Below are 12,610 nucleotides of genomic sequence, written 5' to 3'. Positions count from 1 at the left end.
CAGGTCCCTGAGCTTGTCGAAGGGACCGGAACCCACTGGCCCCCCGGTGGCTTCGACAAGCTCAGCCACCTCCGCCACACCCAGGTCCCTGAGCCTGCCGAAGGGACCGGAACCCACGACACCCCGCGAGACCCAGGTCCCTGAGCTTGTCGAAGGGACCGGAACCCGCGACACCCCCGGTGGCTTCGACAAGCTCAGCCACCTCCGCACTGCGACACCCCCGGTGGCCTCGACAGGCTCAGCCGCCCCCCGCCCCCACGGCATCCCTCCCCCGCCCGTTCCACCCGGAGAAACACCCATGAGCGACACCGCCACCCGCGTCCTCTCCCTCGAGGACGAACTGCTCGACCTGCTCGGCCCGGCCGCCGTCAGCACCGAACCGCGCGTTCGCGAACGCGCCAGCGTCGACGGTTCGCCGATGTCGCCGATCATCGCCGCCAAACTCCCCCTGGGCCTGGCCGACCTCGTCGTCTTCGCCGCCGACGCCGAGCAGATCGCCACGGCCGTGGCGGCGGCATCCCGTCACGGGGTTCCGATCACCGTGCGCGGCAAGGGCACCGGCAACTACGGGCAGGCGATCCCGATGCACGGCGGTCTCGTGATCGACACCACCCGCGCCAAGGCGATCGTCGAGGTGGGCGACGGCTACATCACCGCCGAGGCGGGCACGCCGATGGTGCTGCTCGAGCAGGCCGCCTGGGCCGCGGGCCAGGCGCTGTGGATGTACCCCTCGACCGCGCAGTCGACGATCGGCGGCTTCCTCTCCGGCGGATCGGGCGGGACCGGATCGATCGCGTACGGCTCCAACGACCGCGGCTTCGTCGCCGCGCTCGACGTCGTGCACGCCGACGGCAGCGCCGAGATCATCCACGTCGAGGGCGACGACGCTCAGAAATACGTGCACAACTACGGCACCGCCGGCATCATCGTCCGCGCGACCGTCCGCCTCGAACCGCTGCGCGAGTGGCGCGGCCTGTGGGCGAGCTTCCCCGACTTCGCCGGCACCCTCTCCGTGGTGCAGACCATCGGCACCCTCGACCCCTCACCGCGCCTGGTCTCGGGCGACGGGCCCGAGATCTCGGCATCCCTCCCCGCCGACGAGGCGATCCCGGAGGGGCGGTCGAGTCTGCGCGTGATCCTGGATGCCACCCAGATCGACACCGTCACGGCGATCATCGAGGGCGCCGGCGGCCGGGTCGAAGCCGTGCGCGAGGGGCCGCAGGCCAGCATCCGCCTGTCGATGCTCAGCTACAACCACCCGATCGAGTGGTACCAGAAGAGCCAGCCGCACGAGGTGTTCCACCTCGAGGTGGCGGGCGCTCCCCTCGCCGACGACATCGAGGCCGTCGAGAGCGTCTTCCCCGGATCGAAGCTGCACATCGAGTCGACCAAGGCGTTCCCGATCGGGATGCTCGCCGCCCCCTACGTGAGCGAGGACGACGTGTACCGCGGCATCGCCGAGCTCAACGCGATCGGGGTGGGCGTGCACAATCCGCACCAGTGGAACGTCGACTTCAACGTCGAGCAGACGATCGAGACGGCCCGCGTCACCGACCCGAACGGGCTGCTGAACCCCGGCAAGCTCAACCCCGACTACACCGGCGCGCGCAAGGGAGCGATCATCTCATGACCCGACTTCTCGCAGAGCTGAGCGGACCGGCCGCGGCCGAGGCGCTGACCGAGGACTCGATCCTCGTGCTCCCCACGGGCGCGATCGAGCACCACGGACCGCACCTGCCCCTGGCCACGGATGCCATCGTCGCCGAGGCCTCCGCGACCGCCGCCGTCGCGCGCGCCGCCGCGCAGGGGCTGGACGTCTGGCAGCTGCCGACCCTGTCGATCACGAAGTCGGACGAGCACTCGTGGGCCCCGGGGACGCTGTGGCTCACGCCCGAGACGATGCTGCAGACGGTCGTCGACATCGGCCGATCGATCCTCACCACCCGCGCGCGCACCCTCGTGTTCCTCAACGGCCACGGCGGAAACGTCGCCCTGCTGAACGTCGCGAACCGGGAGCTCCGGCGCCGCTTCGGTCTGCGCACGTTCTTCATGCCCGCCGCGCGCGTGCCCTCGTTCGACGGCACCGACGGGGGGCCCGACGAGCACGGCACCGGCATCCACGCCGGGCACGGCGAGACGAGCATGATCATGCACCTGCGCCCCGAGCTGGTCGACGCGACGCAGTTCGAGGCCACCGTTCCGGCGCTCATCGGCGACTTCCGGCACATCGGCTTCAACGGCAAGCCCGTGACCTTCGGGTGGCTCTCGAACGACTTCGGGCCGACCGGCGTGCTCGGCGACCCGACGGGCGCGAACGCCGCGCACGGTGCGGAGCTGTTCGAGCAGAGCGTGTCGTTCGTCGTCGAGGCGCTCGAGGAGATCAGCCGATTCGACTACACCGCGTGAGTCGCTCGAGGCGCGCACGACTCCTGCAGATCCGACGATTCCGCGCCGGATCCCTCCCGGCGGGCCGCTCCTGCAGGAGTCGTGCGGCGGCCGGGTCGGACGGGGCGCCGGACGCTGCGGCTCGAGCGGGGATCGCGAGTCACCGCGGGCGTGCACGACTCCTGCAGATCCGACTTCTTCGCGCCGAGAACGGTTCGGAGGGCTCGTCCTGCAGGAGTTGTGCAGCGCGCGGCCACGACCGGATGCCGGATGCCGTGGTCTCGGCGGTGCGCGCGTGAGCGTGGCCTCCGAGACCGGCCAGGGCGTCCGCGCATACGGTCAGGTGCTGCGCCTGCCCGGGGCCCGCAGCTTCGTCGCCGCCGGCATCCTCGCCCGCTTCCCCCGGGCGACGCTGTCGCTGGGCATCATCCTGCTCGTGTCGGCGACGACCGGCAGCTTCGCCTCGGCCGGGCTCGTGGTCGCTCCCCTCGTGGGCGGAATGGCGATCGCGGCCCCGCTGTGGTCGTCGCGCATGGACCGGTTCGGCCAGGCCCGTGTGATCCTCGTATCGCTGGGATGCCTCGTGCTCGCGGCATCCGCATTCCTCGCCCTCGTGCTGACCGGCGCGCCGTTCTGGACCTGGCTCGTCGCGGCGTTCGTGACGGGGGCGGCGACCCCGGATCTGACCTCGGCCGTGCGCGCGCGGTGGACGGTGCTCGCCCCGCCCTCGCAGCGCACCGCCGCTCTCGCCCTCGAGACGATCGCCGACCAGATGGTCTTCATCGCCGGGCCGCCCGCCATCACCGCGATCGCCGCGGCGATCGATCCCGCCGTGGCGATGCTCGGCTCGCTCGGGCTCGGGGTCATCGGCGGCGTCTGGCTCGCCGCGCAGCGGGGCACGCAGCCCCCGCCGACCCCGCGGGGCCCTCGGCGCCGCGGTCTGGTCCTCCCGCCCGCGGGCGTCATCCCCATCGCGGTGGCGTGCGTCGCCCTGGGCGGGGTGTTCGGGGCGTTCGACGTGAGCCTCGTCGGCTGGGCCGAGCTGAGCGAGCGGCCGTGGCTCGCGGGGCCGGCGTTCAGCGCCCTCGCCGTGGCGATCGCGATCGGTTCGGTCATCACGGGGGCGCGGTCGTGGCAGCTCTCGCCCGCCGCCCGCTACATCGGCTTCGCGGCGCTGGCCGCCGTGGTCGCCGTGGGGCTCCCCTTCGCCCAGGGGTCGGTTCCGGTGCTGTTCGGGGTGATCCTGCTGCTGGGGCTCGCGGTGTCGCCGGTGATGGTGTCGGGGATCCTCGTGGCATCCGCTCGCGCCCCGCAGGGTCGCGTGACCGAGACCCTCGCCTACCCCACCGCCGCGATGTCGCTCGGCGTGCCGATCGGCGGTGTGATCGCGGGAGCGGCTCTGGATGCCACGGGCCCGGCCGCGGCGCTGGTGACGATTGCGGTGTCGCTGGCGCTGGCGGCGGGGATCGCCGCGGCGGGCGAGTGGGTGCTGCGGATCGCGCGGGGCTGACGGCGGAGCCTCGGAATCGGAGACCCGCCGGCGGGATCGGCCCCCGTGCACACGGGCGGCCAGTGTCGGGGGAACGACGGCCAGGTGTCGGGCGTATACAACGGCGGGCGTCGGCGACGACACACCGCCGCCAGACGGTCGAGTGCGGCGTGTCGGGCATTGCGCCTGCGGTTGTGCTCGCGTCGGAGCACGCGCCGCGACCCTCGCCGGGCACGACGGCCGTCGCCGCGCCCGCCATCACGTCATGCCGCGCGGCGTACACAGCGGCGGACATTGGCGACGACACACCGCCGCCAGACGGTCGAGTGCGGCGTGTCGGCCGCGGCGTCCGCCGTTGTGCTCGCGGGACGGATATCGACGGGGGCGGCCGCGACGAGACGGAGTCCTACAGGATGACGCCGAACTCCTCCGCGAGCGCCGGCAGCTCCTCGTGCAGAACGCGGGATGCCACGACCGCGAGAGGGTTGGTCGAGACGCCGTTCTCGTTGACGAGCTTGCCGCCGACGTAGACCTGCTGCAGGTTGCGCAGGCCGCACGCGAGCACGTAGCTGCGCACCGGGTTCCACAGCGGGCCGACGTCGGGCGTGCGCGGGTCGACCACGACGAAGTCGGCGAATTTGCCGACCTCGAGGCTGCCGACGCGGTCGTCGACGCCCATGATCTCCGCGCCCCCGAGGGTATGCAGGCGCAGGACCCGCTCGGGCATCATCGACAGCGGGTCGTGGGTACGGGCGCGCTGCATGAACATCCCCATGCGCATGTTCTGCCACGGGTCGGCGACGTCGGTGCAGGCCTGGTCGTCGAGCCCCATGCCGACCTTCATCCCCTGCTCGAGCATCTCGGGAACGTGGGCGATGCCCGACGCGAGACGCCCGTTCGACGCAGGCTGCCACGACATGCTGGCGCCGCCGGCGGCGGCATCCGCGATGATCTCGGGCGTCGTCTGGATGAAGTGGCCGAACATCATGCCGGGGCGCAGGGCTCCGGCGTTCTTGTACAGCTGGAACTTCGTCTGCTGGTGCTCGATCGCCTCGTACGTCTCGAGGAAGTGCGCCTGGTTGGTGACGCCGAACCGGTCCATCACCGCGACCTCGATCTCGGCGGCGTCGGGCCGGGTCGACCACTGCACCTGGCCCATGATCGAGGCGCCGAGGGCGATGTCGGGGTCCATCGCGAGGACGTGGTCGAGGGAGGCCTCGAACCGGGCGAAGATCTCGTCGTCGGTGCCCACGGTGGCATCGAGCGCGATGGAGTCGACGAAGCGGAGCCCGGCGTCGAGGCATCCATCGGCCTGCCGGGTGTGCCACGCGTGGTCGCGCAGGATGCCGCCGCCGTCGGCGCGCTTGCCCTCGACCATGGGCTCCCACGGCAGGAGGGGGTCGGTGAAGTTGTACGCCGTGGTCACGCCGTTGGCGAGGAAGTCGAGCGATCCGTGCAGCGTCGCCCAGTAGATCTGATCGGGCGAGGCGTTGTTGAGGACGCTGAACATCGAGGTGCACCAGCCGTAGAGCGTCTGGTCGACGCCGAGGCCGCGCGAGCCGCTCGTGAAGAGGTGGCTGTGGCTCGACACGAAGCCGGGGGCCACGAACTTGCCGTCGACGTCGAGGATCTCGTCGGCGGTGATGCCCGGGTCGGGGTCGCCGGCGCCGATCGCGGCGATGCGTCCGTCCTGCACGAGCATGTATCCGCGCTCGATGTAGCCGGGGTCGTCGGTGCCCGCGGGGACCGTGATGAGACGTGCGTTCGTGACCAGGAGCGACATGTTGATGACGGTAACAATGGCGTGTTTCCGCGGTGTTCCGGGCGTGCGGCGAGTGGTTTGCGAGAGGCCTCGTCCCACTTCTGGCGGTGCATGTCGGCGCCACCGCAGCCCCTCGTCCCACTTCTGGCGGTGCATGTCCCACAAAACGCCGGTCACACACCGCCGCACCCACCACAACTGGGACAAGGGCCCGCAGCCCAACGCCACCCCCGCACCTCGCCCCACCTCTAGCGGTGCATGTCCCACAAAACGCCGGTCACACACCGCCGCACCCCCCACAAGTGGGACAAGGGTCCGCAGCCCAGCGCCACCCCCGCACCTCGCCCCACCTCTAGCGGTGCATGTCCCACAAAACGCCGGTCACACACCGCCGCACCCACCACAAGTGGGACAAGGGGGTCAGGCGAACGCCGCGCGCACCGCGGGCGCGACCGCGGCCAGCACCTCGTCGCGCGCGGGCGTCGACGGGAACACCAGGAACAGGTGCGGCACCCCCTCGCGTCGCACGAACTCGACGGGGGTGCCGGATGCCGCCAGCCGCGCGGCGTACTCCTCTGCTTCGTCCGACAGGGGGTCGACGGCCGCCGCGACGATCACGGCCGGAGCCGAACCGGCGAGCTCCGACGCACGGAGCGGCGCCGCCTCGACGGGCACCGCATCCGCGGCATCCGTTCGCGATGGAGCGGGGGCGCCCGCCGGCGCGGCCGCCCCCGCGGCGCCGCCGAGATACAGCCCCCAGTACCACTGCATCCCCTTCGCGGTCAGCGGGAGGTTCTCGGTGTGCGCGCGGTAGCTCGGCCGGTCGGGGTCGGGCGCGTCGAGCACGGGGCACAGCAGCACCTGGACCCGGATGCCGGGAGCCCGACCCTCCCGCGCACGCAGGGCGAGAGCGGCGGCGAGGTTGCCCCCGGCGCTGTGGCCCGCGACGCCGAGCAGCGACGGGTCGACGAGTCCGCCGGCGCCGGCGGCGGCGAAGCGCAGCGCGCGATCGAGGTCGTCGAGTCCGGCCGGGAACGGATGCTCGGGCGCCAAGCGGTAGTCGACGCTCAGCACCTGGGCCCCGGTCGCCGCGGCGAGCGCGCGGCACAGCGCGTCGTTGTTGTCGAGGTCGCCGGCGACCCATCCCCCGCCGTGGGCGAAGACGAGCGTCCCGCGGTGACCGCCGCGCGGCCGGTACAGGCGCAGGGCGAGACCGTCGGCATCCAGGTCGATCGATTCGAGGGCCTCGTCGTCGGGCAGCCGCACCCACGACGGGTTCGCGCGCAGCTCGGCGAGGCGCGCGGCGTCGTCGCCGTCGGCATCCGTGGCCCCTGAGGGGATCGTGCCGGCCTGCGCGGCGAGGCGCGCGAGATGCGCACGCACGTCGGGGTCGGTGATGGCGGGGTGGACGCTGTCGCTCACGGTGCTCCTGGTTCGTTCTCGATGAGGTTCGAGTGTCCACGACACGCCGTTGGCGGCCGGTTCCGCGCGGCGTGTCTTGGACACTCGACAGGCTGGCCGGATGCGGCGTGTCGTGGACATTCGACGAGCGGCGGCGCCTCGGATGCGAGCGTAGGCGCGCGCGCGACGTGACACGGCGCGAGCCGCGCAAGCGTTACGGCGTGGAAACACCCGCGTCGCGCACGCCCCCGACGATGTCCGCATGGCCTCTCCCGCACAGCGCGCCGCCGCGATCCTCCGCGCCCAGCGCTTCGTCGTGATCGGCACCGCCGACGCCGACGGCCCGTGGACCGCCGCCGCGCAGTACCGGCTCCTCCCCCGCGGCCTGTACGTCGAGTCCGACGTCTCATCGCGCCACGCGCGCTCGATCGCGGCGTCGGGCCTGGCATCCGGGGTCGTGTACGACTCCTCGGCCGAACCTGCCGATGCCGACGGCGTGCAGCTGGCCTTCGCGGCGAGGGAGGTGGATGCCGAGGCCTCGGCGATCCGCTCGGTCCTGGCCGCGCGGCTGCCCCGCGATGCCGGGGACGACGATCCGGTTTCCGTGCTGGCGGTGCCCACCAAACGCCTCTATGTGCTCGAGGTCGAGCGGGCCTTCGTGTTCGATCGCGAGGCGTGGCGCGCGCGTGGCACCGACGCGCGGCTCGAGGTCGACGCGGCCGAGGTGTGGGCGATGCTGGCGGGGTGAGCGTTACGCCGCGGAAACGCGCGCGTCGCGGGCGCGTTCGAGCGCGGGCGTACGGTGACGCTCGAGGCGACCCGACGCCTCGCGAAGGGAGAACCATGTCGCAGCGCGTCATCGTGACCGGCGGCTCCGGCGGCATCGGCGCAGCGATCGTGCGCCGCTTCCTCGACGACGGCGCCCGGGTCGCGGTGCTCGACCGTCGCGCCCCCGCCGAGAGCACGGCATCCGTCTTCGTCGCCGTCGACCTGAGCGACCCCCTCGACACGCGCCGCGCCGTCGGGGAGGCGGTCGAGACCCTCGGCGGCGTCGACGTGCTCGTCAACTGCGCCGGTATCTTCCAGCACGCAGCCCTCCTCGACATCTCCGTCGACGACTGGGACCGCGTGCTCGACATCAACGCCCGCGCCACGCTCGTCACGATGCAGGCCGTTGCGCCCGTCATGCTCGAGGCTCGCGCCGGCGCGATCGTCAACATCGCCAGCATGGCCGCGAAGCACGGTGGCGGCGGCGAGGGCCACTACGCGGCGTCGAAGGCGGCGGTCGTCGCACTCACCCGCGCGGGCGCCCAGGAATGGGGATGCCACGGCGTCACCGTCAACGCCGTCTGCCCCGGATACGTCCTCACCGAGATGGGCGCCGACACCCGGTCGGAGGCCGACGTCGCCGCGTGGAGCGCGAAGTCGCCGCTCGGCCGTCTCGGCATCCCGGAGGACGTCGCCGGGGTGACCCACTTCCTCGCTTCGTCGGCGGGCGGGTACCTCACCGGTCAGGCGATCAACGTCACCGGCGGGATGATCATGCATTGACGCCGGGGCGGAGCGGACCGCGACGTGTGACCGCGCGTGACGGCGGCCCCGCGGCTCATCCGAGCCCGGTGATTACGGTGGGGCGTGGCATCCGCCCGCCGTTCCCGACCTGGAGAGCACATGTCCGACTACTTCGACCGCACCGCCGACAAGACCTACACGAAGGTCTACAAGAACGAGACGCCCGACATCCTCGCCGCCTTCGCCGCGTTCGATCAGGCCGTCTTCGCCCCCGAGGGCCGGGCGATCCCGCTGAAGTACCGCGAGCTCATCGCCCTCGCCGTCGGCATCACCACGCAGTGCGTCTACTGCATCGACGGGCACTCGCAGAACGCGGTCAAGGCCGGAGCGACCGAGGCCGAGCTCGCCGAGGCGGCATGGGTCGCCACCGCCATCCGCGCGGGCGGCGGCTACGCGCACGGCCGCCTCGCATTCAAGCTCGGCGAGGACGCCCGCCCCCACGAGCACTGACCCGTGTCGCCCCTGGAGGCCGAGGCGCTGGAGTTCGTCCGCGCCCTCATCCGCATCGACAGCGTCAACACCGGCGACCCCGCGACCATCGGCGACGGCGAGACGCGCGCGGCGCGATTCGTCCAGGCGCAGCTCGAAGACGCGGGCTACGCGACCACCCTCGTCGAACCCGTGCCGGGACGCGCGAGCGTGATCGCCCGCCTGACCGGTTCGGACCCGGATGCCGGTGCCCTCGTGGCCCACGCCCACCTCGACGTGGTGCCGGTCGACGCCGCAGACTGGACGCACCCGCCCTTCGGGGCCGAGATCCACGACGGCATGCTCTACGGCCGCGGAGCGGTCGACATGAAGGACTTCGCCGGGATGCTGCTCGCGATCGCGCGCGCGTTCCGCCGCGACGGGGTCGTGCCGCGCCGCGATCTGATCTTCGCCTTCTTCGCCGACGAAGAGGCCGGGGGCGTGTGGGGGGCTCGGTGGCTCGTGCAGCACCGCCCCGAGCTGTTCGCCGGGGCGACCGAGGCGCTCAGCGAGGTGGGCGGATTCTCGCTCCCTCTCCCCGGTGACCGCCGCGCGTACCTGGTGGCCACGGCGGAGAAGGGCGTCTCGACCGCGACTCTCACCGCCCGCGGCCGGGCCGCGCACGGTTCGCGTCCCACCGCCGACAACGCCGTGGTCCGGCTCGCGCGGGCCGTCGCCGCGGTGGGCGCGCACACGTTCCCCGTGGTGCGCACGGCGACGCTCGAACGGTTCGTCGACACCTGGGAGCGCGCGGGCGGGCGGATCGACGACCTGGGTTTCGCGGCATCCCTCCTCGATGCCGGCATGCGCAACACCGCCTCCCCGACGGTGCTCGCGGCGGGCGGGAAAGCCAACGTCATCCCCGCTTCGGCGAGCGCGACGCTCGATGTGCGCATCGTGCCCGGGCAGCACGACGTGGTGCGGTCCGAGCTGGCCGCCGTCGTCGGCGACGACATCGAGCTGACCTGGGCACGCGACATCGCCGCGATCGAGGCGTCGGTCGACGCGCCCCTGGTCGACGTTCTGCAGCGCGCGATCACCGCGGAAGACCCCGACGGGGTGGTCGTACCGTACCTGCTGCCGGCGAGCACCGACAACAAGCACCTGAGCCGGCTCGGCATCCGCGGCTACGGATTCGTGCCGTTGCGCGTGCCCGCCGACTTCGACGTGTTCGGGCAGTTCCACGCGGCCGACGAGAGGGTGCCGGTGGAGGCGCTCGCGTTCGGTACGCGGGTGACGGCGCGGATCCTGCGCGAGGCGTGAGCCGGCGGTCGGCTCCGCGCGGCGCGTGAGCCGACGGTCGGCTCCGCGCGGCGCCTGAGCCGACGCTCGGTGCCCGGCACGCACAACTCCTGCAGAAGCGCGGGGCGAAGGCCCGTAACCACTTCCGCCGCAGGAAATGCAGGAGTTGTGCACGGCTCCGCGCGGCGGTCGCGCGGCGTGAGCCGGACGTACCCGACCCCGCAGTCGCCGTCCAGCGTGTTACCGCGCATGGCGTCGCATTGCGGTGCGTGGCGGGCCGTTGCGACGTGTGAATGGGCACCTCGCGACGCCCTCCGACGCCGTCGTACCGTGACGCAACCCACCGGCGCCCCGCGCCGAAACGGAGTCCGAGGAGCACGTCATGACCACCACCGCGCCGGCCCCCGCCGACCGCACGGCCCCGCCCGCCGGGCCGACCGCCACGGTCGATCTCGGCACGATCGCCGTCGTCCCCGTCCGCCACTGGTGGCGCTGGATCCTCAGCGCCCTGCTGCTGTTCGTCGTCGCCCAGTTCGCCTGGAGCCTCGTGACGAACGACCGGTACATGTGGGCGACGTTCGCCGAGTACTTCTTCTCGGAGCCCGTGCTGATCGGCATCGGATACACGCTCTCGCTCACGGCGATCTCGGCCGTCGTCGGCTTCTCGCTCGGCACGCTCCTGGCCCTCGGGCGTCTGTCGGCCTCGCCGCTGCTGAACGCGGTCGCGTGGGGCTACATCTGGTTCTTCCGCTCGGTGCCGCTCGTGGTGCAGATCATCGTCTGGTACAACCTCGGCTACCTCTACCCGACGCTGGGCCTCGGAACCCCGTTCACGACCGACTTCTGGATCGTGGAGTTCCCCACGGTGCAGCTCGTGAGCGCCTTCGCCGCGGCGATCCTCGGCCTGGGCCTGCACCAGGCCGCGTACTCGGCGGAGATCATCCGCGGCGGGCTCGTCTCGGTCGACCCGGGTCAGCACGAGGCGGCCGCCGCGCTCGGCATCCCGGCATCCCGTCGCCTGTTCCGCATCATCCTTCCGCAGGCGATGCGATCGATCGTCCCCAACGCCACGAACGAGGTGATCGGTCTCGTGAAGGGTGCGTCGGTGGTCTTCGTCATCGCGATCCCCGAGCTGTTCTACGCGGTGCAGGTCATCTACAACCGCAACAGCCGCGTGATCCCGCTGCTGCTGGTGGCGGTGGTCTGGTACACGCTCATCACCACGATCCTGAGCGTCGCGCAGTACTACATCGAGCGGCACTACGCCCGCGGCTCGGCCCGCGCCCTGCCCCCGACGCCGGTGCAGCGGGCCCGCGGCTGGGTGGCCGCGCAGTGGGCGCGGTTGGGTGACGACACCGCCCCGCCGCAACGACGGAGACGAACGGATGCCGAAGCACCGGCATCCACCGACGACGTCGAGACGCGAGGAGCCGGAGCATGACCGCCGCGACCGTGACCCGCGGACTGGTGGACATCCGCAACGTTCACAAGTCGTTCCACGGTACCGAGGTGCTGAGGGGCGTCGATCTGACGGTCCAGCCCGGTGAGGTCGTCGCTCTGCTCGGCCCGAGCGGTTCGGGCAAGTCAACGCTGCTGCGCACGATCAACCACCTCGAGACCGTGGATGCCGGGTCGGTCACGGTCGACGGGGAGTTCATCGGCTACGAGCTGCGCCACGGCAAGCTGCACGAGCTCCGCGAGCGCGAGATCCTGCAGCGACGGACGCAGGTGGGAATCGTGTTCCAGAACTTCCACCTGTTCCCGCACCTGACCGCGATCGAGAACGTCATCGAGGCGCCGATCGCCCTCAAACGGCTGAGTAAGAGCGACGCCCTCGAGCTCGCCCGAGGCCTGCTCGACCGTGTCGGGCTCGCGCACAAGGCCGACGCGTATCCGCGGCAGCTGTCGGGCGGCCAGCAGCAGCGCGTCGCAATCGCCCGCGCGCTCGCCCTTCAACCGAAGGTGCTGCTGTTCGACGAGCCGACGAGCGCACTGGATCCCGAATTGGTAGGCGAAGTGCTCGACGTCATCCGGGATCTGGCGAAGCTCGGGACGACGCTCGTGATCGTGACGCACGAGATCGGCTTCGCCCGCGAGGTGGCCGATCGCGTGGTGTTCCTCGACGACGGCCGGGTCATCGAGCAGGGCTCGCCCGACGAGGTGCTCTCTCGACCGCGGCACCCGCGCACGCGCGAGTTCCTCGCGAAGGTGCTCGGCTGACCGGCCGCTGTCCGCCGGTGGCTTCGACAGGCTCAGCCACCTCTCCTGCACCCCGAGGTCCCTGAGCCCGT

General features: G+C 72.0%; 11 protein-coding genes. 9 read left to right on the top strand and 2 right to left on the bottom strand.

What is annotated here, in order from left to right; all coding sequences use genetic code 11:
- The first annotated feature begins 298 nt into the window (after nt 1-298).
- From RWH44_RS08375 to RWH44_RS08365, 3 genes are all read left to right on the top strand, one after another.
- A complete protein-coding gene (locus RWH44_RS08375; protein WP_316004222.1) occupies nt 299-1,630 on the top strand; it encodes an FAD-binding oxidoreductase in 1,332 nt (443 codons plus the stop codon).
- Nucleotides 1,627-2,406 (top strand): creatininase family protein, encoded by a 780-nt coding sequence (locus RWH44_RS08370; RefSeq protein ID WP_316004221.1) that lies wholly within the window; start codon nt 1,627-1,629, stop codon nt 2,404-2,406. The genes RWH44_RS08375 and RWH44_RS08370 overlap by 4 nt, the downstream gene beginning before the upstream one ends.
- A 274-nt stretch (nt 2,407-2,680) precedes the next feature.
- Complete coding sequence (locus RWH44_RS08365; protein WP_316004220.1) at nt 2,681-3,895, top strand: MFS transporter; 1,215 nt, start codon at nt 2,681-2,683, stop codon at nt 3,893-3,895.
- A gap of 385 nt (nt 3,896-4,280) precedes the next feature.
- On the opposite strand, the gene RWH44_RS08360 is transcribed toward RWH44_RS08365, so the two are convergent.
- Both RWH44_RS08360 and RWH44_RS08355 read right to left on the bottom strand, forming a co-directional pair.
- A complete protein-coding gene (locus tag RWH44_RS08360) occupies nt 4,281-5,657 on the bottom strand; it encodes an amidohydrolase family protein (protein WP_316004219.1) in 1,377 nt (458 codons plus the stop codon).
- A 399-nt stretch (nt 5,658-6,056) separates the two neighbouring features.
- Complete coding sequence (locus RWH44_RS08355; RefSeq protein ID WP_316004218.1) at nt 6,057-7,058, bottom strand: alpha/beta hydrolase; 1,002 nt, start codon at nt 7,056-7,058, stop codon at nt 6,057-6,059.
- Nucleotides 7,059-7,299: 241 nt separating this feature from the next.
- Between RWH44_RS08355 and RWH44_RS08350 the strand changes: the two genes are divergently transcribed.
- The 6 genes from RWH44_RS08350 to RWH44_RS08325 all read left to right on the top strand — a co-directional run bounded on the left by RWH44_RS08350 (nt 7,300) and on the right by RWH44_RS08325 (nt 12,539).
- On the top strand, nt 7,300-7,785 hold the full coding sequence (locus tag RWH44_RS08350) for a pyridoxamine 5'-phosphate oxidase family protein (RefSeq protein ID WP_316004217.1): 486 nt from the start codon (nt 7,300-7,302) through the stop codon (nt 7,783-7,785).
- Between the two features lie 95 nt (nt 7,786-7,880).
- Nucleotides 7,881-8,588, top strand: a complete 708-nt coding sequence (locus tag RWH44_RS08345) for an SDR family NAD(P)-dependent oxidoreductase (RefSeq protein WP_316004216.1) — start codon at nt 7,881-7,883, stop codon at nt 8,586-8,588.
- Nucleotides 8,589-8,708: 120 nt separating this feature from the next.
- Nucleotides 8,709-9,059 carry a carboxymuconolactone decarboxylase family protein gene (locus RWH44_RS08340; protein WP_264629741.1) on the top strand — a complete coding sequence of 117 codons (351 nt, stop codon included), beginning with the start codon at nt 8,709-8,711 and terminating at the stop codon, nt 9,057-9,059.
- A gap of 3 nt (nt 9,060-9,062) precedes the next feature.
- The gene (locus tag RWH44_RS08335) at nt 9,063-10,340 is read left to right on the top strand and encodes a M20/M25/M40 family metallo-hydrolase (RefSeq protein WP_316004215.1); all 1,278 of its coding nucleotides are present in this window, start codon (nt 9,063-9,065) and stop codon (nt 10,338-10,340) included.
- A gap of 361 nt (nt 10,341-10,701) precedes the next feature.
- Entirely contained in the window at nt 10,702-11,760 is a 1,059-nt protein-coding gene (locus RWH44_RS08330) for an amino acid ABC transporter permease (protein ID WP_316004214.1), read from the top strand.
- Nucleotides 11,757-12,539, top strand: a complete 783-nt coding sequence (locus RWH44_RS08325) for an amino acid ABC transporter ATP-binding protein (protein WP_316004213.1) — start codon at nt 11,757-11,759, stop codon at nt 12,537-12,539. The genes RWH44_RS08330 and RWH44_RS08325 overlap by 4 nt, the downstream gene beginning before the upstream one ends.
- Nucleotides 12,540-12,610: the final 71 nt, after the last annotated feature.

The organism is Microbacterium phycohabitans (assembly GCF_032464935.1).
GTDB classification, from domain to species: domain Bacteria; phylum Actinomycetota; class Actinomycetes; order Actinomycetales; family Microbacteriaceae; genus Microbacterium; species Microbacterium phycohabitans.
The sequence above is the reverse complement of the archived record's forward strand: the minus strand, read 5'-3'. Positions and strand labels throughout refer to the sequence as shown.

What these genes read in the sequence shown, in the direction of transcription:
- RWH44_RS08360 (WP_316004219.1), bottom strand. Translation starts at nt 5,657, where the DNA reads ATGTCGCTCCTGGTCACGAACGCACGTCTCATCACGGTCCCCGCGGGC.
- RWH44_RS08325 (WP_316004213.1), top strand. Translation starts at nt 11,757, where the DNA reads ATGACCGCCGCGACCGTGACCCGCGGACTGGTGGACATCCGCAACGTT.
- RWH44_RS08375 (WP_316004222.1), top strand. Translation starts at nt 299, where the DNA reads ATGAGCGACACCGCCACCCGCGTCCTCTCCCTCGAGGACGAACTGCTC.
- RWH44_RS08330 (WP_316004214.1), top strand. Translation starts at nt 10,702, where the DNA reads ATGACCACCACCGCGCCGGCCCCCGCCGACCGCACGGCCCCGCCCGCC.
- RWH44_RS08345 (WP_316004216.1), top strand. Translation starts at nt 7,881, where the DNA reads ATGTCGCAGCGCGTCATCGTGACCGGCGGCTCCGGCGGCATCGGCGCA.
- RWH44_RS08370 (WP_316004221.1), top strand. Translation starts at nt 1,627, where the DNA reads ATGACCCGACTTCTCGCAGAGCTGAGCGGACCGGCCGCGGCCGAGGCG.
- RWH44_RS08340 (WP_264629741.1), top strand. Translation starts at nt 8,709, where the DNA reads ATGTCCGACTACTTCGACCGCACCGCCGACAAGACCTACACGAAGGTC.
- RWH44_RS08350 (WP_316004217.1), top strand. Translation starts at nt 7,300, where the DNA reads ATGGCCTCTCCCGCACAGCGCGCCGCCGCGATCCTCCGCGCCCAGCGC.